This is a genomic window from Rhodanobacter sp. UC4448_H15 (genome assembly GCF_052978265.1).
The window spans coordinates 288,579-310,614 of record NZ_CM129665.1 but is presented as its reverse complement, the minus strand read 5'-3'; the positions used below and the strand labels follow the sequence as shown (position 1 = coordinate 310,614).

General features: G+C 68.2%; 15 protein-coding genes and 1 pseudogene. 10 read left to right on the top strand and 6 right to left on the bottom strand.

Features of this window, described 5'->3' with window-relative positions; translation table 11 throughout:
• Positions 1–184: 184 nt before the first annotated feature.
• The 4 genes from ACVCMI_RS01335 (at position 185) to glnA (ending at position 4,332) form a co-directional block, all read left to right on the top strand.
• Positions 185–946: a TorF family putative porin gene (locus ACVCMI_RS01335; RefSeq protein ID WP_447097744.1), complete on the top strand. Its 762-nt coding sequence runs from the start codon at positions 185–187 to the stop codon at positions 944–946.
• 23 nt (positions 947–969) lie between these two features.
• On the top strand, positions 970–1,308 hold the full coding sequence (locus ACVCMI_RS01330; protein WP_395120700.1) for a P-II family nitrogen regulator: 339 nt from the start codon (positions 970–972) through the stop codon (positions 1,306–1,308).
• Between the two features lie 117 nt (positions 1,309–1,425).
• A complete protein-coding gene (locus tag ACVCMI_RS01325) occupies positions 1,426–2,742 on the top strand; it encodes an ammonium transporter (protein WP_447097745.1) in 1,317 nt (438 codons plus the stop codon).
• 177 nt (positions 2,743–2,919) lie between these two features.
• Positions 2,920–4,332, top strand: coding sequence for a type I glutamate--ammonia ligase (glnA, locus tag ACVCMI_RS01320; protein WP_447097746.1), 1,413 nt, complete (start codon positions 2,920–2,922; stop codon positions 4,330–4,332).
• Between the two features lie 57 nt (positions 4,333–4,389).
• Here the strand turns inward: glnA and ACVCMI_RS01315 are convergent.
• Both ACVCMI_RS01315 and ACVCMI_RS01310 read right to left on the bottom strand, forming a co-directional pair.
• A pseudogene (locus ACVCMI_RS01315) lies at positions 4,390–4,961 on the bottom strand (NADPH-dependent FMN reductase).
• A 36-nt stretch (positions 4,962–4,997) separates the two neighbouring features.
• Positions 4,998–5,609, bottom strand: coding sequence for an NAD(P)-dependent oxidoreductase (locus ACVCMI_RS01310; protein WP_447097747.1), 612 nt, complete (start codon positions 5,607–5,609; stop codon positions 4,998–5,000).
• Positions 5,610–5,731: 122 nt separating this feature from the next.
• On the opposite strand from ACVCMI_RS01310, the gene ygiD reads away from it, so the two are divergent.
• The 3 genes from ygiD (at position 5,732) to ntrC (ending at position 9,137) form a co-directional block, all read left to right on the top strand.
• Positions 5,732–6,526: a 4,5-DOPA-extradiol-dioxygenase gene (ygiD, locus tag ACVCMI_RS01305; protein WP_447097748.1), complete on the top strand. Its 795-nt coding sequence runs from the start codon at positions 5,732–5,734 to the stop codon at positions 6,524–6,526.
• A 138-nt stretch (positions 6,527–6,664) separates the two neighbouring features.
• Positions 6,665–7,675, top strand: a complete 1,011-nt coding sequence (locus tag ACVCMI_RS01300) for a two-component system sensor histidine kinase NtrB (protein ID WP_447097749.1) — start codon at positions 6,665–6,667, stop codon at positions 7,673–7,675.
• Positions 7,668–9,137 carry a nitrogen regulation protein NR(I) gene (gene ntrC / locus ACVCMI_RS01295; protein ID WP_447097750.1) on the top strand — a complete coding sequence of 490 codons (1,470 nt, stop codon included), beginning with the start codon at positions 7,668–7,670 and terminating at the stop codon, positions 9,135–9,137. Before ACVCMI_RS01300 ends, ntrC begins: the two co-directional genes overlap by 8 nt.
• Positions 9,138–9,332: 195 nt before the next feature.
• Here the strand turns inward: ntrC and ACVCMI_RS01290 are convergent, their stop codons facing one another.
• Complete coding sequence (locus ACVCMI_RS01290; RefSeq protein ID WP_447097751.1) at positions 9,333–13,181, bottom strand: GH36-type glycosyl hydrolase domain-containing protein; 3,849 nt, start codon at positions 13,179–13,181, stop codon at positions 9,333–9,335.
• Between the two features lie 281 nt (positions 13,182–13,462).
• Between ACVCMI_RS01290 and ACVCMI_RS01285 the strand changes: the two genes are divergently transcribed.
• From ACVCMI_RS01285 to gnd, 3 genes are read left to right on the top strand one after another with little or no spacing between them, the layout of a single operon-like run.
• On the top strand, positions 13,463–14,779 hold the full coding sequence (locus ACVCMI_RS01285) for a glucoamylase family protein (protein WP_447097752.1): 1,317 nt from the start codon (positions 13,463–13,465) through the stop codon (positions 14,777–14,779).
• Positions 14,779–16,302: a mercuric reductase gene (locus ACVCMI_RS01280; RefSeq protein ID WP_447097753.1), complete on the top strand. Its 1,524-nt coding sequence runs from the start codon at positions 14,779–14,781 to the stop codon at positions 16,300–16,302. Before ACVCMI_RS01285 ends, ACVCMI_RS01280 begins: the two co-directional genes overlap by 1 nt.
• A 52-nt stretch (positions 16,303–16,354) precedes the next feature.
• The gene (gene gnd / locus ACVCMI_RS01275; protein WP_447099508.1) at positions 16,355–17,293 is read left to right on the top strand and encodes a phosphogluconate dehydrogenase (NAD(+)-dependent, decarboxylating); all 939 of its coding nucleotides are present in this window, start codon (positions 16,355–16,357) and stop codon (positions 17,291–17,293) included.
• A gap of 700 nt (positions 17,294–17,993) precedes the next feature.
• Here the strand turns inward: gnd and ACVCMI_RS01270 are convergent.
• Genes ACVCMI_RS01270 through ACVCMI_RS01260 form a run of 3 tightly spaced genes read right to left on the bottom strand, consistent with a single transcriptional unit; the run spans position 17,994 to position 21,878 of the window.
• Positions 17,994–18,737, bottom strand: a complete 744-nt coding sequence (locus ACVCMI_RS01270) for a hypothetical protein (protein WP_447097754.1) — start codon at positions 18,735–18,737, stop codon at positions 17,994–17,996.
• Positions 18,730–19,752 (bottom strand): helix-turn-helix transcriptional regulator, encoded by a 1,023-nt coding sequence (locus tag ACVCMI_RS01265; RefSeq protein WP_447097755.1) that lies wholly within the window; start codon positions 19,750–19,752, stop codon positions 18,730–18,732. The genes ACVCMI_RS01270 and ACVCMI_RS01265 overlap by 8 nt, the downstream gene beginning before the upstream one ends.
• A 50-nt stretch (positions 19,753–19,802) precedes the next feature.
• A complete protein-coding gene (locus ACVCMI_RS01260; protein ID WP_447097756.1) occupies positions 19,803–21,878 on the bottom strand; it encodes an AAA family ATPase in 2,076 nt (691 codons plus the stop codon).
• Positions 21,879–22,036 lie beyond the last annotated feature (158 nt).

Sequence of the window (22,036 nt, the reverse complement as noted above, 5' to 3'; positions counted from 1 at the left end):
ACGCAGGGGCGTCCGCGGCGCCGCCGCGACGCCGATGCCCTCACGGCAACGGTTTCCGTGCATGGCATGGGGCTTGCTGAGGGTCTGGTGAGGCCGCGCGGTCGCGCGGTCATGTCGTAGGTGCATGGACGTCTGGACGTCTGGACGGCCATCGCCACGGCACCACCGGTTCGAGGGCGGGTCCATGAGGCGAAGCGGGATCTTTGCGGCAGTGGCCGTGTCGTGCTGCGCCGCCACCGGCCCGGCACCGCTGCGGGCGGGCGACGCGCCGGCCAGTCAGTGGATCGGCAATGCCGGCGTGGTCAGCGACTACCTGTTCCGCGGCATCTCGCAGACCGACCGCAAGCCAGCCGTGCAGGCCGGCGTCGAGTTCGATCACGCCGACGGCTGGTACGTCGGCGGCTGGGGCAGCAACGTCAGCTGGCTGTCCGATACCTCGACTCCGGCCGCGCCGGTTTCCAGCAGCGTGGAGCTGGATCTCTACGGCGGCTGGCGCAGCCGTCTCGGTGATGGCTGGAGCGTCGACCTGGGTGCGTATCGCTATCAGTACCCGGGCAGCTATCCCGCGGGCGCCACGTTGCCGAACACCAGCGAGATCTACGTCGCGGTCGCCTGGAAGAACCTGTCGCTGAAGTACTCCTGCGCACTCACCCCCTTGTTCGGCTATGCCGACAGTGAGCGCAGCGGCTACCTGGATCTGTCCTGGAACCAGCCGCTGGCGCCGGGCTGGCAGCTCAACACGCACGTCGGCCACCAGCAGGTGGCGAACGTGCCCGGCGCGTCGTACAGCGACTGGAAGCTGGGCGTGACGCGCAGCTTCGCCGGCAACTGGTCGCTGGCGCTGGGCTACTACGACACCGACGCGCGCCGCCCGGTCTACACCAATGCGCGCGGCCACTACCTGGGCCGCGCCACGGCAGTGCTGAGCCTGGCCCGGTCGTTCTGAACACATTTCCGCGGGAGCCACCCATGAAACTGATCACCAGTGTCATCCGTCCGCACAAGCTCGACGAGGTCCGCGATGCGCTGGAAGGTGCCGGCGTGTCCGGGATGACCGTGACGGAAGTGCGCGGCTTCGGCCGCCAGAAGGGCCACACCGAGTTGTATCGAGGCGCCGAGTACGTGGTCGATTTCCTGCCCAAGCTCAAGGTCGAGGCAGTGGTGCCCGACGCGCTGCTCGACACCGCGCTGGACGAGCTCCAGCGCGCCGCGCGCACCGGCAATGTCGGCGACGGCAAGGTCTTCGTCACCGACGTCGAGCAGGTAGTCCGCATCCGCACCGGCGAGCTCGATGCCGATGCGCTGTGATCCGGCCATCACCCGGTTCGAGTGCCCAATCTTCGGCTCTCGTCATTCCCGCCTTCGCGGGGACGACGCCCTTCAGGCGAACGCCATCCTCCTGACCCCCAGCCCGCGAGGCTTTCGATGAAATCATTCAAGTTCCGCCGCGGCCTCGTTGCGGCCCTGCTGCTGGCCGCGCCGCTGCTGCACGCCGCCACACCGGTGCCGACGGTCGACAAGGGCGACGTGGCGTGGATGCTCACCTCCACCTTGCTGGTGCTGCTGATGACGGTGCCGGGGCTGGCGCTGTTCTACGGTGGCCTGGTGCGTGCGAAGAACGTGCTGTCGGTGCTGATGCAGGTGTTGACGGTGTTCTCGTTGCTGCTGCTGCTGTGGGTGGCCTACGGCTACAGCCTCGCCTTCGGTGGCGATGGCACGGTGATCGGGGGCTTCGGCAAGGTGTTCCTGCGCGGCGTGACCAGGGACACGCTGTCCGCCACGTTCAGCGCCGGCGTGGCGCTGCCGGAGTACGTGTTCGTGGCGTTCCAGGCCACCTTCGCCGGCATCACCGGCGCGCTGATCGTGGGCGCGCTGGCCGAGCGTATGCGGTTTCGCGCCGTGCTGCTGTTCGCGGCGCTGTGGTTCAGCTTCGCCTACCTGCCGATCGCGCACATGGTCTGGTACGGACCGGACGGCTATCTGTTCGCCAAGGGTGCGCTGGATTTTGCCGGCGGCACGGTGGTGCACATCAACGCCGGCGTGGCCGGCCTGGTCGGCGCCTGGCTGGTCGGGCCGCGGCTGGGTTTCGGGCGCGAACCGATGAAGCCGCACAACGTGACCTTCACCATGATCGGCGCGGCGCTGCTGTGGGTGGGCTGGTTCGGCTTCAACGCCGGCTCCAACCTGGAGGCGAACGCGGGCGCGGCGCTGGCCTTCCTCAACACCTTGCTGGCCACGGCGGCGGCGGTGCTGGCGTGGCTGGCGGTGGAGGCGATCCTGCGCGGCCACGCGTCGATGGTCGGCGGCGCCTCCGGCGCGGTGGCCGGCCTGGTCGGCATCACGCCGGCCTGCGGCACGGTGGGGCCGATGGGCGCGATCGTGATCGGTGCGGTGGCCAGCCTCTGCTGCGTGTGGGGCGTGACCGGACTGAAGAAGCTGCTGCGCGCGGACGACGCGCTGGACGTGTTCGGCGTGCACGGGATCGGCGGCATCGTCGGCGCGCTGCTGACCGGCGTATTCACCGCCCCGGCGCTGGGCGGCACCGGCGCGGCGGGCTTCTTGATCCTCCGTCAGCTCGGCGTGCAGGCGCTGGGAGTGGGCATCACCGTGCTGTGGAGCGGCGTGGTTTCCGTGCTGGCCTTGCTGGTCGTCAAGCTGGTCTTCGGCCTGCGCGTGCCGCATGAAGCGGAGCGCGAAGGGCTGGACATTACCTCGCACGGGGAAAGCGCTTACGATGGGTGAATCGGCCGGCCGGGTTCTTGCGGATTGACCCTGGTTGGTGCAATCACATGCGCGATTGCACCAGCCTGAAACTCTCCGATCGCGTCCGAGATCGCGCAAGCCATTGCCGCGCAACGCTTTCCCCCGCTGGCACACGACTTGCTCAACCAGTTCGTCCATCCCCATCGAGGTTGCTCCATGTCCGCCGCCAACCAAGTGCTCGACCTGATCCAGGAACATGACGTCGAGTTCGTCGACTTCCGCTTTGCCGACATGCTCGGCGTGCACCACCATGTCACCTTTCCGGCCCACGCGATCGACGAGTCGACGTTCGAGGACGGCAAGATGTTCGACGGCTCCTCGATCACCGGCTGGAAGGGCATCAACGAGTCGGACATGATCCTGCTGCCCGATCCGGACACCGCCCACCTCGACCCGTTCAGCTCGCACGTGCAGCTGATCCTGCATTGCGACGTGCTGGAGCCGTCGACGATGCAGGCCTACGGCCGCGACCCGCGCTCGATCGCCAAGCGCGGCGAGGCGTATCTCAAATCCACCGGCATCGCCGACACCGCGTTCTTCGGGCCGGAGCCGGAATTCTTCATCTTCGATTCGGTGCGCTGGCAGAACGACCCGGGCCGCGTGTTCTACGAGATCGGTTCCGAGGAAGCGGCGTGGTCGTCGCGCTACAAGTACGACGGCGAGAACCACGGTCATCGCCCCGGCGTGAAGGGCGGCTATTTCCCGGTCAGCCCGGTCGATTCGCTGGGCGACCTGCGCGCGGACATGTGCAAGGTGCTCGAATCGCTGGGCCAGACCGTCGAAGTGCATCACCACGAAGTGGCGAACGCGGGCCAGTGCGAGATCGGCGTGAAGTTCAACACGCTGGTGAAGAAGGCCGACGAGCTGATGACGATGAAGTACGTCATCAAGAACGTGGCGCACCAGAACGGCAAGACCGTCACCTTCATGCCCAAGCCGCTGGTCGGCGACAACGGCAGCGGCATGCACGTGCACCAGTCGCTGGCCAAGAACGGCGAGAACCTGTTCGCCGGCGATCTCTACGGCGGCCTGAGCCAGACCGCGCTGTGGTACATCGGCGGCATCTTCAAGCACGCCCGCGCGATCAACGCGTTCGCCAACTCCACCACCAACAGCTACAAGCGCCTGGTGCCGGGCTTCGAGGCGCCGGTGATGCTGGCGTACTCGGCGCGGAATCGTTCCGCGAGCTGCCGCATCCCCTACGTGGCCAGCCCGAAGGGGCGACGCATCGAGGTGCGTTTCCCCGACCCGATGAACTCCGGCTACCTGGTGTTCACCGCGCTGATGATGGCCGGCCTGGACGGCATCCTCAACAAGATCGACCCGGGCGCGCCGGCCGACAAGGACCTCTACGACCTGCCGCCGGAAGAGGAGAAAAACATCCCGCAGGTGTGCTCCAGCCTCGACGCCGCGCTGGAAGCGCTGGACAAGGACCGCGAGTTCCTCAAGGCCGGTGGCGTGTTCACCGACGACTTCATCGACGCCTACATCGAGGTGAAGATGAAGGAAGTGACCAAGTACCGCGCCAGCACGCATCCGCTGGAGTTCCAGATGTACTACTCGCTCTGAGCGAGGCGTCCAGGCGGTAAGACAACGGGCGCCGCGGCGCCCGTCGTCGTGCCGGAGTCAGCTTTCCCGCGGCAGCACGGTGAGCACGCGTTCGATGAACACGTGCAGCTCCTTCATGTAGTTGGTCAGGAACTCGGCGGTGGACGGGTTGGTGACGTTGCCGTCCTCGTCGATCAGGCCCGGCTTGAACTGGAGGTACGCCTCCATCGTGTTCATCAGCGGCGAGTTGCAGAAGCACAGCACGCCGCGCAGTTGTTGCTGGGCGACCGCGGTGCCGATCGAGCCGGGCGAGGTGCCGATCACGGCGGACGGCTTGCGCGCGAACGAGTTCTTGCCCCACGGCCGGCTGGCCCAGTCGATCGCGTTCTTCAGCGCGCCGGGGATCGAGCGGTTGTATTCCGGCGTGACGAACAGCACCGCGTCGACCTCGGCGATCGCCTGCTTGAACGCGCGCGCCACCGCCGGGAAATCCGCGTCGTAGTCGTAGCTGTACAGCGGCAGGTCCCCATCGGGATCTCCACCAGCTCCAGTTGCGGCGCTGCCAGTTTTGCCAGCGCGTGGGCCAGCTGGCGGTTGATCGAGCCCTTGGCGAGGCTGCCGACGATGTAGCCAACCTTGTACTTGCTCATGGGATGTTCTCGTGGCGCGTGCGGTGAGGGCGCGGTTCAGTAGCCCGCCGTGAACCGCTGCCGGAGATGTTTCGGCGTTTCCAGTTCGTCGACGAGGGCGATCGCGTAGTCTTCCATCGAGATCCAGCTCTTGCCGCCGGCGTCGGTGAGCAGCGCGTCGTCGCCGACGCGGAAGCTGCCGGTGCGTTCGCCGGGAGCGAACTCGGCCGACGGCGACAGGAAGGTCCAGTCGAGGTCGTGCTCGCCGCGCAAGGTGTCGAGGAAGCGGCGACCGCCCTCGGCCTCGGGCCGGTAGGCCGCGGGAAAGCCGGGCGTGTCGAGCAGGACCTGCCCCGGCGCCACTTCCAGCGTGGCGGCACCGCCGACCACCAGCAGCCGCCTGACCCCGGCCTGTTTCACCGCGGCGAGCAGTGCGGCCGCTTCGATGGTGGCGAACTTCAGCGCGCTGATCACCGCGTCGTGGCCGGCCAGCAGCGGTGCCAGTTGCGCGGGCTGGTCGGCGTCAGCGTTCTTCAGGACCAGGCCCGGCTGGCCGGCCAGCTTGCCGGTGTCGCGGGCGATGCCGGTGACGCGGTGGCCGCGGCGCAGCAGTTCGGCCAGCAGGCGTGAGCCGACGCGGCCGGTGACGCCGATCAGGGCGATGTTCATGCTTGCCTCCCTGGGGTGGTATCGCGCTGATGGTCGATGGCGTCGCGTCGGCGATCGGGCCAGACTAACGCCGCGAATGTAAGCAGTACGTGGATACGAATCGTCACTGCAGGAGTCCCCCGATGACTGAGCGGAACACCTCGACGCGCCTGCCGACGATCTTCTTCGGCCACGGCAATCCGATGAATGCGCTGCAGGACAACGACTGGAGCCGCGGCTGGGCCGCGCTTGGCCGCCGCCTGCCGCGCCCGCGCGCGGTGCTGTCGGTGTCCGCGCACTGGTACGTGCCGGCGACCCTGCTCACCGCGATGGCCCGGCCGCGCACGATCCACGATTTCGGCGGCTTTCCGCGCGAGCTGTTCGAGGTGCAATACCCGGCGCCGGGCGACCTCGACCTGGTGCGCCGCGTGCGCGAACTGCTGCAGCCGCTGGACGTGGGCGAGGATCGCTCGTGGGGGCTGGACCACGGCACCTGGTCGGTGCTGCGCCACGTCTATCCCGACGCCGACGTGCCGGTGGTGCAGCTGTCCATCGACGAGTCGCAGCCGCCCGCGTTCCACTACGGCCTGGGCCGCCTGCTGCGGCCGCTGCGCGAGGAGGGCATCCTGCTGATCGGCAGCGGCGACGTGGTGCACAACCTGCACGCCTATGCCTGGGGCCGGCATCCGGCCGAGCCGTTCGACTGGGCGCTGCGCTTCGAGGCGAAGGCGCGCGAGCTGATGCTGCAGGGCGATCACCATGCGCTGGTGGACTACGAGGCATTGGGTCGCGACGCGGAGCTGTCGATCCCCACGCCCGACCACTACCTGCCGCTGCTGTACGTGCTCGGCGCCAGCGACGAGGGCGACGCGGTGACGTTCCCGGTCGAGGGCATGGACGGCGGCTCGATCTCGATGCTGAGCGTGCAGTTCGGCTGAGCGTCGCACTGGGCGCGCGGCCCGCCGCGCTCGACCGCAAGAAGCGGGGGCGGTGCCGCCGGGTTGCGGGGGGTCGTGCCTGCGGCGGGGCGGTCCCCGGCATTTGCACCAAATGGATACATTGCCCATGATGGTGCAATGAGCGATCTGGCGTGGCAGACATGGGCACAGCAGCTGGCAACCGGCATCGTGCTGGTCGACGCCCGGCTGCGCCTGCGCTGGCTCAATCCGGCGCTGGTCGAAGGGCTGGAACTGGGCGTGCGCCACCCGTTGGGGCAGCCGCTGACGTTGCTGTTTGCCGACGGTGACGAGGCTGTGGCGCGGGCGGCGCGGGTGCTGGCCGCGCAGCGGCCGGCGCAGTGGCGCGCGGTGCCGCTGGCCGCCGCGAACGGCCGCGAGATCCGTGCGGACATCGCGCTGCAGCCGTTCGACGATGGCCTGCTGCTGGAGGTGCACGTGCTGGCCGAGCCACTGTCGGCGAGCTCGCCGCTGTCGGCCACCCTGCGCGGTTTCGCGCACGAGGTGAAGAACCCGCTGGCCGGCCTGCGCGGCGCTGCGCAACTGCTGCAGCGACGGGTCGACAACGACGACCTGCAGGCGCTCGCCGGCATGATCATCGACGAGGCCGACCGGCTCGGCACGCTGGCCAATCGCCTGCTGCACCACGACGGCGCCGCGCGGCTCGGCCCGGTCAACATCCACCAATTGCTGGAGCGCCTCGCCGACCTGCTGCAGGCCGAGCCGGCGCCGCCGCAATGGCGCCACGACTACGACCCCAGCGTGCCGGACCTGCTCGGCGATGCCGATCGCCTGCACCAGCTGCTGCTCAACCTGGCGCGCAACGCGCTGGAAGCCGGCGCCCGCACGCTCACCCTGCGCACCCGCGTCGAACACGGCGTGCGCCTCGGTGAGCGGATGCTGCGCACGGCGCTGCGGCTGGAGCTGATCGACGACGGCGCCGGCATCCCGGCCGGCCTGCGCGACACCTTGTTCGAACCACTGGTCTCCGGTCGCGCCGACGGCACCGGCCTGGGCCTGGCGCTGTCCCGCGAGATCGCCCGCGAACACGGCGGCGAACTGCGCGGCGCCAGCCGCCCCGGCGAGACCGTGTTCACGCTGTACCTGCCGCTGGAGCGCGCGCATGACTGACCGGACGAAGATCCCTGCAGGAGCGCACCTCGTGCGCGATGCTCCTGCGTCACGCAACGACAAGCATCGCGCGCAAAGTCCGCTCCTGCAGGAAATCTGGATCGTCGACGACGACCGCGGCGTGCGCTTCGTGCTGGCCGAGGCCCTGCGCGATGCCGGCCTCGCGGTGCGCGAGTTCGGCGATGCCAAGGCGGCGCGCGCGGCGTTGCGCGACGAACGCCCCGCGCTGCTGCTCACCGACGTGCGCATGCCGGGCGAGGACGGCCTGAGCCTGCTGCACGACCTGCAGCAACGCGCGATCGGCCCGGTGATCGTGATGAGCGCCTACACCGACGTCGCCACCACGGCGGCAGCCTATCGCGCAGGTGCGGTGGATTACCTGGCCAAGCCGTTCGACCTCGATCACGCCGTGGCCGTGGTGCAGCGCGTGCTGGCCAGCGCGGCGAACGTGGCCGCGCCGGCTCCCGCCGCGCCGGTCGCCCGCCACGCCCTGCTCGGCGACAGCGCGCCGATGCGCGAGGTGTTCCGGCTGATCGGCCGCGTCGCCGCCAGCGACCTCAACGTGCTGGTCACTGGCGAAACCGGCACCGGCAAGGAACTGGTGGCGCGCGCGCTGCACGAGGAGAGCGCGCGCCGCGAGCAACCCTTCATCGCACTGAACACCGCCGCGATCCCCAGCGAGCTGCTGGAGAGCGAACTGTTCGGCCACGAGGCCGGCGCGTTCACCGGCGCCACCCGCCGCGTCGCCGGCCGTTTCGAGCAGGCCGAGGGCGGCACGCTGTTCCTCGACGAGATCGGCGACATGCCGCTGATCCTGCAGACGCGGTTGCTGCGCGTACTGGCCGGCGGCGAGTTCTACCGGGTCGGCGGGCGCGAACTGATCCGCTGCAACGTGCGCATCGTCGCCGCCACGCATCAGGATCTTTCCGCGCGCGTCGCCGCCGGCGCATTCCGCGCCGACCTGATGCACCGGCTCGACGTGGTGCGCATCGAACTGCCGCCGCTGCGCAGCCGCCGCGGCGACATCGCGCTGCTGGCGCAGCACTTCCTGGCCGCCACCGCGCAGGAACTGAAATTGTCGCCGAAGCGCTTCTCCAGGGCCGCACTGAAACTCGTCGCCCAGCGCGACTATCCCGGCAACGTGCGCGAGCTGGAGAACCTGTGCCGCCGGCTGGCGGTGATCGCGCCGGGCAGCGAAATCCTGCCCGGCGACCTGGGCGACGCTGCGGACACGGCACGCGGCGGCGAATGGACCGACGCATTGCGCGAGTGGGCCGCGCAGGCGCTGGCCGATGGCGAGGCGGACATCCATGCCCGCGCCCGCGAAGCGCTCGACCAGACCCTGCTGCAGGCCGCGCTGCAGGCACACGAAGGGCATCGGCAGAACGCGGCGCAGGCGCTCGGCGTGGGACGCAACACGCTGACCCGCAAGCTCGGTGCCTCGCGCACGCGGCGACGTTGAGTTGGCCCGCGGCCGGCGGGCGGTGCCCGCCCTACACGGAACCCCTCTCGCCGTTCATCCTGAGCGTAGCCGCGCAGCGGCAAAGTCGACGGGTCGGGGCCGACGCGCGGCTTCGAAGCGGTGACGTAGGGCGGGCACTGCCCGCCGCTTTCGCGGATCGCGAATCCGGGAAAACCATCGCCCGCGAGCGGGCTCCTACGAGGGCGGATGGCCCAGCGTGATGCGCAGGCGGTGCGTCGCGCCATTGGTGGCGAGGGTGACGGGTTCGGCGGCGTCCAGCGTCTGGCCGTCCATTTCCACCCGCTGCACGCCGCGGCAGACGTGGTCGGGGTTCTGCACGCCGATCTCGTGAAGCGTGCCGCGATGCCGGTAGCTGATCCTGAAGCCGGGCCAGGCTTTGGGAATGCACGGATCGATGCTCAGCCGGTCGCCCCTCAAGTGGAAGCCGAGCAGCGCCTCCAGCCCGGCGCGGTAGAGCCAGGCGGCGGAGCCGGTGTACCAGGTCCAGCCGCCGCGGCCGATGTACGGTGCCACCGAATAGACGTCCGCACAGGCGACGTAGGGTTCGACCTTGTAGCGTTCGACGGCCTCGGGACTGTCGCTGTGACGGATCGGGTTGAGCAGGTCGAACAGGCCGCCGGCACGGTCGCCGTCGCCGAGCCTGGCCCAGGCGAAGATCGACCAGATCGCGCCATGCGTGTACTGCCCGCCGTTCTCGCGCACGCCGGGCGGGTAGCCCTTGATGTAGCCGGGGTCCTTCTTGCCGTCCTGGTCGAACGGCGGGGTGAACAGTCGCGCGAGCTTGTGCTCGTGGTCGATCAGCAGGCGGTCGACCGAATCCATCGCCTGCACCGTGTGTTCGCGGTTGGTTGCCTTGCCCAGCACGCTCCACGATTGCGCGATGGTGTCGATGCGGCATTGCTCGCTGTCCTTCGAACCCAGCGGCGTGCCGTCGTCGTAGTAGCCGCGGCGATACCACGCGCCGTCCCAGGACTGCTCCAGTGCCGCGCGCAGCGCCGTGGCGCAATCGCGCCAGTGCGCCGCGCGCGCATCGCCGCGTGCGGCGGCCACCGGCGCGAGCGCGTCGATGGTGGCCAGCACGAACCAGCCCAGCCAGCTGCTTTCGCCACGGCCCTCCGCGCCGACCGCGTTCATGCCGTCGTTCCAGTCGCCGGTGCCGATCAGCGGCAGGCCGTGCGCGCCGCGAGTGAGGCTGGTGTCGATCGCCAGCGCGCAGTGCTCGTACAGCGTCGCCTGCCGGTCGGACACTTCGGGCTGGAAGAAGGCATCGGTGGCGCCGTCGGGGATCGCCTGGCCCTGCAGGAACGGCAGCTTTTCGTCCAGCACCGCGCGGTCGCCGCTGACCTCGACGTAATGCATCGCCACATAGGCCAGCCACACGCGATCGTCGCGGATCTTCGTGCGCACGCCCTGGCCGTGCGGCGGCAGCCACCAGTGCTGCACGTCGCCCTCGGGAAACTGGCGCCCGGCGGCGCGCAGCAGGTGCTCGCGCGCCAGGTCGGGGCGGCTCACGCACAGCGCCATCACGTCCTGCAACTGGTCGCGGAAGCCCCAGGCGCCGCTGGCCTGGTAGTACGCGGTGCGCGCCCACAGGCGGCAGGCGGTGACCTGGTACAGCAGCCAGTCGTTGAGCAGGATGTCGAGCGCGCGGTCGGGCGTGCCGACCTGCACGGTGTCGAGCAGGTCGTTCCATTGCGTCGCGATGCGGGTGAGCAGATCGTCGACATCGGCGTGGCGGTACTTCGCCACCAGCGCGCGCGCGGCGTTCTCGTCGCCGCCTTCGCCGAGCAGGATGGTCAGGTCGAGTTGCGTGCCCGGCGGCAGTTCCACGCGCGTCTGCAGCGCGCCGCACGGGTCGAGTCCGGCGCCGAGGCGACCGTCCAGCGGGTGGTCGTGATGCAAGGCCGCCGGCTGCGCGGTGCTGCCCAGCGCGCCGAGGAAACTCGCCCGGTCGCCGCTGAGCGACTGCTGCGCGCCGGCCAGGTCGAAGAACGCCACGCGCTCGCCGAAATCGGCGCGCCAGCGGTTGCGGGCGAACAACGCGCCGCTGGCCGCGTCGCGCGCGGTCGCCACGAACGGCGCCGGCGTGCTGCCGTTGGCGCCGAGCGCCCATTCCACGTAGCCGGTGATCGACAGCCGCCGCGTGCGGCCGGACCGGTTGACCAGGCGCAGCCGCGACAGCTTGACCGGATCGTCCGGCGCCACGCACACGGTCAATGCCAGCGCGATGCCGTGGGCGTCGTTGCAGAGTTGCGTCCAGCCCTTGCCGTGCGTCGCCGTGCAGCGCGCGCCGGGCACGCGGATCGGCAGCGCGCCGGCGCTCCACAGCTCGCCGTTGTCCCTGTCGCGCAGGTAGATGATGTCGTGCGGTTGATCGCTGACCGGGTCGTTCGGCCACGGCGTCAGCGCGTTCTGCTGGCTGTTGGTCGACCAGCTGTAGCCGCCGCCCTCGGCGGTGACGGTGCAGCCGAAATGCGGGTTGGCCAACACGTTGGTCCACGGCGCAGGCGTGGGGCGCGCGTCATCCAGCTCGATGCGGTAGGCACGGCCATGCTCGATGAAACCGCCGTGGCCGTTGGGAAACTCCTGCACCGGCTCGTCCGGTGCGACGACCGCGGCGGGCGTCCCGGCGCGGATCGGCGCAGCGGCGGCTGGCGTCGCGGCGGCGGGTGCAGCGGTGGCCACGGTGTCGGCGTCGACCACCACGCGCGCGGCGGCGAGCAAGGCGTCGCGCTGGTCGGCGGCGATGGCATCCTCGCGCAGGCAGAACAGCTCCACCTTGGGCAAGCCTTCGCAGCCCTTCAGTTGCGCCTGCTGCGCGTCGATGCGCGGCGCCAGGGCAGCGCGCGTGGCGTCGTCCTCGCCGAGGCGATCGAGCACCACCACGTCCACCGCCAGTTGCTGCGCGCGCCACCAGCGCTGCGCCAGCAGCAGCGCATCCAGCCGCTGCAGCGCCGCGGCACCGTCCGCGCGCAGCAGTGCGATCGGGCGATCGCCGGAGATGCTCAGCCCCCACAGCGCCGGTGCGCCGCCGTGACCGCGCGCGCGATCGTCCGGCGCGGCGCGCTGACTCGCATCGCTGACCAGCAGCGCATCCTGCCAGCGGGCGAAGCACGCGGCCTGCGCATCGTCGATGCCGAGTTGCTGGCGTTGCCCGCGGGCGCGTGCTGCGGCATCGGTGAACAATCGCTCGGCGGCCTGCGCATCCTGCATGCGCGCGTGCAGCGCGAGCGCGCCCTCGCGCGAGTCGGCCAGCTGCGTCCACAGCAGCAGTACGACGCGGGCGCCCGGCGCGAGGGTGAAGTTCCGGCGCAGCGCCCATACCGGGTCGAGCACGCAGCCGGTGGTGCCGGACAGCGCCACGCCGGGAGCCATCGCGCACGCATCGCGCAGCGTGCGGCCGCGGCCGAGGAAACGCGCGCGGTCGGTCTCGCGCTCGGGCGCGCCGGCGGTGTCGCCGAGCAGTTGCAGGGCCTGCGCCGCCCATACCGTGGCCTGGCTGTCGCTGCGCTTGCGCCGGGTGGCCAGCAGCAGTTGGCGCGCGTCATCCCAGTCGGTCTGCACGAACATCTTGGAGTACGCCGGGTGGCTGTCGTCGTCGCCGCGCGGGCCGAGCACCAGTTCGGCGTAACTGGTCAGCGACACGCGGCGATGGCGGTCGCCGTGGTTGCTCAACACCAGCCGGCGCAGTTCGATGTCGGCATCCGCCGCCACCGCCACGTCCAGTTCGTGATGCAGCAGCTGGTGGCGGCCGGCGTAATGCGCCAGCCCGGGCGCGAAGCGCACGGCATCGTCCGGCCGCGACACGCCCAGCGGCTGCGCGGTGACCGACCACACCTCGCCGTCGTCCTCGTCGCGCAACAGCAGAAAGTTGCCCCAGGGATCGGTGACCGGGTCCTCGCGCCAGCGCGTCACCGCCAGTTCGCGCCAGCGCAGGAAGCCGGCGCCGCTGGGGCCCAGCATGGTGGTGAGGCGACCGTTGCCGAGCAGGTGGCGGGGCGGTGGGGATGCATCGGTGGACATGCGGACGGCTCCTGCGGCTGCGGTGCAGTCGGATCGGGCGAGGGGGCGAATGGCATGCGCATGAGCGCAAAAACCTGCGAGCCGGTCAGTCCCGCGCAAGCGAAAGGTTCCCGCCCTGCGCGGGCATGGCGCGCGTCCAAGCCATTCGGCGAAACCGCTCCAGCCTGCGGCGCGCGTCGGCAATGCAACGTGAAAGTGCCGCTCTACACGCCACGCACGCACTTGTCGTCGCACACTGGCAGGCAGTTTGCCGTTCCACCCCAGCTGCCAGGATGCCGCCGATGACCACGCTGTGCTCGCTCTCCGATGACGCCATGCTCGACCGCCTGCAGCGCGCCGCGTTCGGCTACTTCACGGAGACGATGAACCCGCGCAACGGGCTGATCCCCGACACCTCGCGGCCGCACTCGCCGGTGAGCATCGCGGTGGTGGGCTTCGCGCTGTCGTGCTATCCCGCGGCGGTCGCGCGCGGCTGGATCGAGCGCGCCGAGGCGGTGCGCCGCAGCCTGCTGGCACTGCGCTTCTTCCACGACAGCGACCAGAGCGGCAGCCCCGCGGCCACCGGCTACAAGGGCTTCTACTACCACTTCCTCGACATCGACAGCGGCGCGCGGGTGTGGCAATCGGAGTTGTCGATGATCGACAGCGCGCTGCTGATCGCCGGCATGCTCACCGTCGCCACCGCGTTCGACGGCCCCGGCGCGGAGGAAACCGAGCTGCGCGAACTGGCCGATGCGCTGTACCGGCGCGTCGACTGGCGCTGGTCGCAGGACGACGCGCGCACCATCTACCAAGGCTGGAAACCGGAGAGCGGCTACCTGCACTACGGCTGGGAGGGCTACAGCGAGGCGATCGTGCTGTACGCGCTGGCGCTGGGCTCGCCCACCCATCCGATTCCCGCCGACTGCTACGCCGGCTGGACCGCGACCTACCAGTGGGAGAACCTCTACGACCAGGACTTCCTCTACGCCGGCCCGCTGTTCGTGCACCACTACTCGCAGGCTTGGCTGGACCTGCGCGGCGTGCGCGACCGGTTCATGCGCGAAAAAGATTCCGACTATTTCGAGAACAGCCGCCGCGCGGTGGCCGTGCAGCGCCGCTACGCCGAACTCAATCCGCAAGGGTTCATCGGCTACGACCGCAACTGCTGGGGCCTGTCCGCCTGCGACGGCCCCACCGACGAACAGCTCGACGTGGCCAACGAGCAGCGCCACCTGTTCGGCTATGCCGCGCGCGGCGTGCCGTACGGGCCGGACGACGGCACCCTGTCGCCGCCGGCGGTGCTGGCCTCGCTGCCGTTCGCACCGCAGCCGGCGCTGACCGCGCTGCGCACCATGCTGCTGCGCCATCCGCAGATCCTCGGCGCCGATCGCCTGGCCACCAGCTTCAACGCGAGCGTGGACGGCGGCGATGGCGGGCCATGGATCTCGCCGGGGCATTACGGGCTGGACCAGGGCATCGTCTTCATGATGATCGAGAACCACCGCAGCGAGTCGATCTGGCGCCTGATGCGCGGCTGCCACCCGCTCGCCAGCGGCCTGCGCAAGGCCGGTTTCAGCGGCGGCTGGCTCGACGCGCCGGTCGGAGGAGTCCGCTGATGGCCACCCGCTACGACGCCAGCATCAGCACCCCGCAGGACGAGGACGAGCGCGAGCGCCTCGCCGCGGTGGGCCCCACCTCGTGGATCAACCCGGTACCGGAGGCGCCGTACCAGCTGGTGATCCTGGGCGGCGGTTCGGCCGGGCTGGCGGCGGCCGACGCGGCGGCGACGCTTGGCGCGCGCGTGGCGCTGGTCGAACGCCACCTGCTCGGCGGCACCTGCTTCAATACCGGCTGCGTGCCTTCCAAGAGCCTGCTGCGCACCGCCGCGGTGTACGCGCAGATGCGCGACGCCGCGCGCTACGGCGCCGAGCCGCCGGCCGCGGTCACGGTGGATTTCGCCGCCGCGATGGCGCGCCTGCGGCACATCCGCAGCCACCTGGCCGGCACCGTGTCGGTGCGCCACCTGGCCGAGCGCGGCGTCGACGTGTTCTTCGGCAACGCGCAGTTCACCGGCCCGGACAGCCTCACCGTCAACGGCCAGCCGCTGCGGTTCCGCCGCGCGCTGGTCGCCACCGGCGCGCGCCCGCAGCTGCCCGACATCCCCGGCCTCAAGCAGGCCGGCTTCCTCACCAACGCCACCGTGTTCGACCTGACCGAGCTGCCGCCGCGGCTGCTGGTGATCGGCGGCGGCCCGCTGGGCTGCGAGCTGGCGCAGGCGTTCGAGCGCTTCGGCGCCAAGGTCACCATCGTGCAGAACATGCCGCTGTTCCTGCCGCACGAGGAGCGCGACGCGGCGCAGACCCTGTCCGAGGCGTTCGCCCGCGATGGCATCGAGGTGCGCCTGAACACCGAGGTGGTGGCGATCCGCACCGAAGGCGCGGAGAAGGTGGTCGACCTGGTCACCGACGACTACCACAGCACGATCCGCGTCGACGCGATCCTGGCTGGCGTCGGGCGCCGCCCGAACGTGCACGGGCTGGCGCTGGAGGCCGCCGGCATCGACTACGACGAGACCGCCGGCATCACCGTCGACGACCACCTGCGCACCAGCAACCGGCGCATCTTTGCCGCTGGCGACGTCTGCCTGGAAGCCAAGTTCACCGACATCGCCGAGGAATCGGCACGCATCGGCGTGCGCAACGCGCTGCTCGGCGGACGCGAGCGGCTCAGCGAACGGGTGGTGCCGTGGTGCACCTATACCGATCCGGAGATCGCCCACGTCGGCCTGTACGTGCGCGAGGCGAACGCGCGCGGCATCCCGATCAAGACCTACACCATCCCGATGCACCAGGTCGATCGCGCGATCACCGACAGCGAGCAGGACGGCTTCGTCAAGCTGCACGTCAGCGAAGGCAGCGACCGCATCCTGGGCGCCACCATCGTCTCGCGCGACGCCGGCGACATGATCAGCCAGGTCACCCTGGCGATGGTCGCCGGCGTGGGCCTGCGCACGCTGGCGAAAGTGATCCACGCCTACCCGACCAAGACCGAGGCGATCCGTCTCGCCGCGATGGCGTACAACCGTCGCCGGCTGAGCGGCCGCCTGCTGGCGCGCCTGCGCCGCTGCCTGCCGCATTGAGCGTGCGCGGTCATCTCACGCGCGCTTATCGCCCGACCACCTAGAATCGCGAATCCCCACTCTCCACCTCACGCAAGGAGCTTCCATGCAACTGGGCATGATCGGTCTCGGCAAGATGGGCGCCAACATGGCGCAAAGGCTGCTCAATGGCGGTCACCAGGTCACCGGCTTCGACCCCAACGCAGACGCGCGCAAGCAGCTGGAAGGCAAGGGCGGCGGTTCGGCCGCTTCGCTCGAGGCACTGGTGCAGGCCTTGCCCGCGCCGCGCGTGCTGTGGCTGATGGTGCCCTCGGGCAAGGTCACCGACGACACCGTCGCCGCGTTGCTGGCGCTGCTGGACAAGGGCGACACGATGATCGACGGCGGCAATTCCAACTACAAGGATTCGCTCGGCCACGCGGCCAAGTGCAAGGAAAAGGGCGTCAACTACATCGACTGCGGCACCAGCGGCGGCGTGTGGGGCCTGGCCGAGGGCTACAGCATGATGGTCGGCGGCGACGAGAAAGTCGTCGATGGCCTGAAGCCGATCTTCGAAACCTTGGCGCCGGGCAAGGACAAGGGCTGGGGTCGGGTCGGCCCGGTCGGTTCCGGCCACTTCACCAAGATGGTCCACAACGGCATCGAATACGGCCTGATGCAGGCCTACGCCGAAGGCTTCTCGATCCTCAAGCACAAGGAGGAATTCGGCCTCGACCTCGCGCAGGTCGCCGAGATCTGGCGCTACGGCAGCGTGGTGCGCTCCTGGCTGCTGGACCTGGCCGCCGACGCGCTCAAGAAAAACCCGCAGATGGACGGCGTCGCCCCCTACGTGGTCGACTCCGGCGAAGGCCGCTGGACCGTCGACGCGGCCATGGAACTGAGCGTATCGGCCCCCGTCATCACCCTCTCGCTGATGGAACGCTACCGCTCCCGCGACGACGACTCCTTCGCCGACAAGCTGCTCTCCTCGCTGCGCAACGAGTTCGGCGGGCACGCGATCAAGAAGGAGTGACGCTGGCGCGTCGCGCCGGCTGCGGGGACCAATCTCCCCGCACTCCGTCATGCCTGTGAAGGCAGGCATCGCACTTCGCCCGACGACGAGCCCCTTCGCAGGAGCACGCTCGCGCGCGATGCTCTTGTTGCACTACAAAGCGAAGAGCTTTCGTCTGCCTTCGGCAGCCGAGTCACTTTCTCTTGGCGTGGCCAACGGCGGCGTAGGGCGGGCACTGCCCGCCGGCTTTCCCCGCATTCAGAATCAAGAGCGGTCGATCGCCTTCGGCGACCGAGTCACTTTCTCTTTGCGTGGCCAAAGAGAAAGTAACCAAAGAGAAAGGCCACCCCGCTTGGCGCTTGCCGGGCATCCTGCCCGGCAAGTCCGTGAGCCGGGGTCGGGCTTTTCGACAGCACATCCATGTGCTGGCGAAAAGGCATCGGCATCCTGCCGATGCCCGCTGCGCGGCCTGTCGACCCCGACTCACCGCCGCACAGGGGCCCCGGGTAGAGCAGCGGGCCATCCTGGCCCGCACTATTCAGAAGAGCGGGCTCCTCGCGCCTTCGCGCATCCTCGTCCCCGTCATGCCTGCGAAGGCAGGCATCGCACTTCGCCCGTCGTGCTGGCCGAGCAAAGGCGCCGGTAAATGACGTTCTTGCAGGAGTGCGCATGCGATGTTCGACGGCGAGTGCGGGTCAGCTGCTGGTTCAACGGAGTCCCTTTACCGTGTTGAGTCCGCTGCGAGTTCGGATTGGATCAGCTTGGATATGACCTTGACCTTGGGAGCGCGCCAGGACAGATGCGGTATGCCGATGAACGTAACGCAGTCGCGCGGGTTCCCTTTCGCAACAGACGAACCGCTCGTGCTGAACGACTTGATCTGAGGATCGTCGCCTTTGGTCACTTTCGACATGGTGTCGTCCCAACGCGTATCAGTAGGATGAAACCTGTCCCACAGCAGGCCGAAGGCAGAACCGCGGCGACTTATACCGGACACGATAATGAAGCGGGGACGCACGATAGATAGCATCAACTCGTGCAAGGGCCAGATGGCTTCGACGTAGTCAGAGACGGGCCTCCCGAACCTCTTCCTCTTCCATTCGCAAATGTCTTCCGAACAATCGGGGAACAGGTTCGTCACAAACAGCTTGCTCTCCCATCCGTCTTTGAAGCCTAGCCCTTGCGCCAGCTTGCAGAGATTGGGCCAGTAGTTTCCTTCCGCATTTCTGAGCGGGTGGTCCTGAGATGTGGAGGACGGAATTCCTTCCGCGGTTTGGCGAATCGAGTCGCCACCGCCTCCCCTCGGATTGAACCCCAGCACATAAAAGTCGCCCTCGCGTAGAGCGCTCGGTGGGCACTGGATGATGTCCCCTGGTATGTCCAGGCATGGATAGACACCTGCAGCCCCCTCCAAGCATCTGATGGCCTGGTCAGCGAAGGCTTTGAGGTCAATTTCGCTACTCATCGTCACTCCCCCTGTGGCGCCTTGCGGCAGACTGGTAAATCTCAAGCAGCGCATGTCGCAAGGGAGCGGGCACAACAACCTCGGCCTGATCCCCAAACCCCAACACCCACCATCGCAGCTGCGACGTGTCGTGCACCGTTGCGCTGATGCGCACCCAACCTTCGCGTTTGTCCCTGGTGATGACCTGATCCTCGCTCAACGGCGTTTCGTGGAGGTGTTCGGCGGCTGGTGCTTCCATGCGCAGGATCAGCTTGATGGGTCCGTTGTCCATGAAGCCGAGTACGCCGGAGTGGGCATAGGCCTTCAGGTCGAAGCCTATGAGCGTGCGAGAGGGCTCGTTGAGCAGGCGGGCTGCATCGATGCGGTGTAGCGCCAGCAGGCGTGGATCGGTGTAGTCGTTGATGGTGCAGACGAGGTAGCCGAGCATGCCGCGGTAGATCAGACCGAAAGGGTGGACGCGGTAGTGGACGGTGTTGTCGGAGCTGCGGTTGCGGTAGCGCAGTTCGAGCTGGTGCTCCTGCGCGATCCCTTCGTGCACAACCGCCATCGTCTTGTTGCTGACCTTCGGTGGCAGCAATGGCTGTGTGGGCTGCACAACGGCGACGCGCTTGTTCCAGTTTGCCAGGCGGCGCTTGCCCAAGGCCTGTCGCAAGGTGTTGTCGGCCTGCTGGAAATAGGGGTGCAGCGGTTCCAGCAGGTGCGCCGGCAGCAGCGGGCGCAGGTGGGTTTGCGCCAACGTCAGCACCATCGCCTGCAGCGGCGACATGCCGGGTAGCGAAAACTGGGGCGCGTCCTTGTGCCAGCTCCATCCGAACGGCTTGCTGCGTTCGTCGGATAGCAGTGGGAACACGGCCGACAGGGAAGCGAGATCGCGTTCCACGGTGCGCTTGGTGACAACGTGGTCCTCGGCGCGCAGGAGCTCGGCCAGATCACGCGCGGTGATCTTTTGCGGGTGCCGGGGGATCGACTGCAGCATCAACCATTGGCGGCTCAGCGATGCCTGGGTGGTGGCCATCGGCAAAATCCAGTCGGAGGTCCCAAAGCATGACTCTAACCCTGAACGTTTCAGTGCACGAACCCGATCGCGCGATGCGTGATTGGCTTGTAGCGACATTCGGTCGCCAGCGCTCCAATCAGAGCATCGACGGTGGGAGGCTCCCCCGAGAGGGAGAGCCGCCGCAAGGCAGTCGCGGCGTCGCCCGGCGTCAGGCCGTCGAGCCGGTCGACGTGACGGCCGAGCACCGGGTCATCAAGTTCAACGGGAAGGTCGAGCACGGCACAGCATTGGCGGAGTAGGGCCAGGCGCTGGGCGGGCTGAAGCGGCCGGAACTCCACCTTGAGGTCGAACCGGCGCAAGGCAGCCGGATCGAGGTTGTCCAGCCGGTTGGTGGTGCAGATCAAGACGCCATTGAAGGCCTCGATCTGAGTCAGCAGCTCATTCGTCTGGGTCGTTTCCCAATGCACGCGCGTGCTGGAACGGTCGCCCAGAAAGCTGTCGACCTCGTCCAGCAAAAGAACTCCGTTTCCCTGCCGCGCTTCGTCGAACATCTCGCGAAAATTGCGTTCGGTCCCGCCCACCCAGCTCGACAACAACGAGGATGCTTGTCGCTGCAGAAGTGGGCGGTCCAGCCTTTCCGCAATCGCCTTGCCGAACGCCGTCTTGCCGCTCCCGGGCAACCCGTGCAACAACATCCGTGCGCCGTGACCCGTTCCCGCCATGGTGTCGATGACTGGCTGGAGGGGGATGTCGGTGTTGAGGAGGTTGAGGTCGTGTTTCAGCACCGGCACCAGAGCGGAGAACGGGGGCGGGGTCACGCCCAGCGTTTTCAAGTAATGACTGGAGAGAATCCGCAGGTTGCGGCGTACCTCGCCACTGCCGTTCGCATGCGCACCAACGGCGGTACTTGCCAGGCGAATCAACATGGCTGGCGACAACTCGCGCTGCCCGGCGTAGCGCCGGATTTCATGCTCGTCGAGTGCCTGTGCTGGCAGTGCCTTGCGCAAGAGGTCGCATTTGGCGCTGGTGGGCAACGAGGATATGTGGAGCACCAGGTCAAACCGGCGCAGGAAGGCTTCGTCCATGTGTCGCACCCCATTGCTGATCCAGATCGTCGGGGTGGGGTTGCGCTCCAGACATTCGTTGACCGTGATTTTGGTGGACACTTTCCGAAAATCGCTGCTGGCCGTCGGAAACAGGTCTTCGGCCTCGTCCACCAACAAGATGGCCTTGCCGGCGACCGGAACGATCCGCTGGAGGTGCCGAACTATGGCAAGCCGATCTCGCGGTGTCATCGATCCCACGGAGTCGCATTCCGTTTCATATAGCGGGCAGTTCAGCTCCGCGGCGACCACAGCTGCAAGTTCGCTCTTGCCGGTACCAGGAGCGCCATACAAGAGCACGTTCGCGCCACGGCGACCGGATGAAAGTGCTTGGCGTAACGAATCGCGCATCAACCGTACTTCGTCATGGAGATGTGGATAATCCCCCAGAGCCAAAAATGGTTCGCGCTTGCGCGGCAGCAGTGAGGCAAGCAGCGCTGTGGCCGATTTATTTGGTCTGACCAGGTTGCTGATCATCCCATTTCTCAGCCGAAGACGTTCGTCGAGAGGTCCAAGTATGCCCTCTGTGACCGAGACTATTGCGCTTTGTACGAATCGCCCTTCAGGGTCGAGTGCCCGCTCGACGTTACCAACTGGCGTATCGAAGACCGCAGCCAGACGCCGATGAAACTGGGAGTCCACGCACGGCCCAATGTACTTGGTTGCGAGTTCACCAAACCCGGCGTGCAGTCGCAGCATGGCCCGGAAGGCGATAACGTCCAGTTCTGTCGAGTTCAAGCCGAAGGATCGCCTCAGGTGTTGCAGGTTGCGCCACAACAGGGCCTTGCGTACTGGCCTTGTGGGTCGCTGCTCGCCTTTGCAAGTAACCGCAGCCAGGATCGCGTCAGGCAATTCGTCAAGTTTCAATTGCTCGGGAAGATCGAGACCAAGAAAACTTGCGACGTCCCACGCAACGGGTTGCGATAGTGACAGGGCCAAAGGGCGACCGCGCAGCATCAGCATGCGCAGGCCCCACTTCACAGGACGCTCACCCCAGATGCTTGAGTCGTCATCATTGGTTGCTGCCGGCTTCTTTCTCATCGCGTCTCGCTCCGTCACGTGGTGCGAGTGTGTACCGGACCTGCGACGAACCGCGTCGCAGCGAAGATTCGCTCTGGGTGGACGACGAGGACGCTTTGTGGCGACCGTCCCTGCCTTGGTTGTTGCCCTTCTGAAAAGTGCTGGCCAGGATGGCCCGC

Bases quoted from the DNA above. Each gene is read 5' to 3' on its own strand.
- ACVCMI_RS01335 (WP_447097744.1), top strand. From the start codon at position 185: ATGAGGCGAAGCGGGATCTTTGCGGCAGTGGCCGTGTCGTGCTGCGCC.
- ACVCMI_RS01330 (WP_395120700.1), top strand. From the start codon at position 970: ATGAAACTGATCACCAGTGTCATCCGTCCGCACAAGCTCGACGAGGTC.
- ACVCMI_RS01325 (WP_447097745.1), top strand. From the start codon at position 1,426: ATGAAATCATTCAAGTTCCGCCGCGGCCTCGTTGCGGCCCTGCTGCTG.
- glnA (WP_447097746.1), top strand. From the start codon at position 2,920: ATGTCCGCCGCCAACCAAGTGCTCGACCTGATCCAGGAACATGACGTC.
- ACVCMI_RS01310 (WP_447097747.1), bottom strand. From the start codon at position 5,609: ATGAACATCGCCCTGATCGGCGTCACCGGCCGCGTCGGCTCACGCCTG.
- ygiD (WP_447097748.1), top strand. From the start codon at position 5,732: ATGACTGAGCGGAACACCTCGACGCGCCTGCCGACGATCTTCTTCGGC.
- ACVCMI_RS01300 (WP_447097749.1), top strand. From the start codon at position 6,665: ATGAGCGATCTGGCGTGGCAGACATGGGCACAGCAGCTGGCAACCGGC.
- ntrC (WP_447097750.1), top strand. From the start codon at position 7,668: ATGACTGACCGGACGAAGATCCCTGCAGGAGCGCACCTCGTGCGCGAT.
- ACVCMI_RS01290 (WP_447097751.1), bottom strand. From the start codon at position 13,181: ATGTCCACCGATGCATCCCCACCGCCCCGCCACCTGCTCGGCAACGGT.
- ACVCMI_RS01285 (WP_447097752.1), top strand. From the start codon at position 13,463: ATGACCACGCTGTGCTCGCTCTCCGATGACGCCATGCTCGACCGCCTG.
- ACVCMI_RS01280 (WP_447097753.1), top strand. From the start codon at position 14,779: ATGGCCACCCGCTACGACGCCAGCATCAGCACCCCGCAGGACGAGGAC.
- ACVCMI_RS01270 (WP_447097754.1), bottom strand. From the start codon at position 18,737: ATGAGTAGCGAAATTGACCTCAAAGCCTTCGCTGACCAGGCCATCAGA.
- ACVCMI_RS01265 (WP_447097755.1), bottom strand. From the start codon at position 19,752: ATGGCCACCACCCAGGCATCGCTGAGCCGCCAATGGTTGATGCTGCAG.
- ACVCMI_RS01260 (WP_447097756.1), bottom strand. From the start codon at position 21,878: ATGAGAAAGAAGCCGGCAGCAACCAATGATGACGACTCAAGCATCTGG.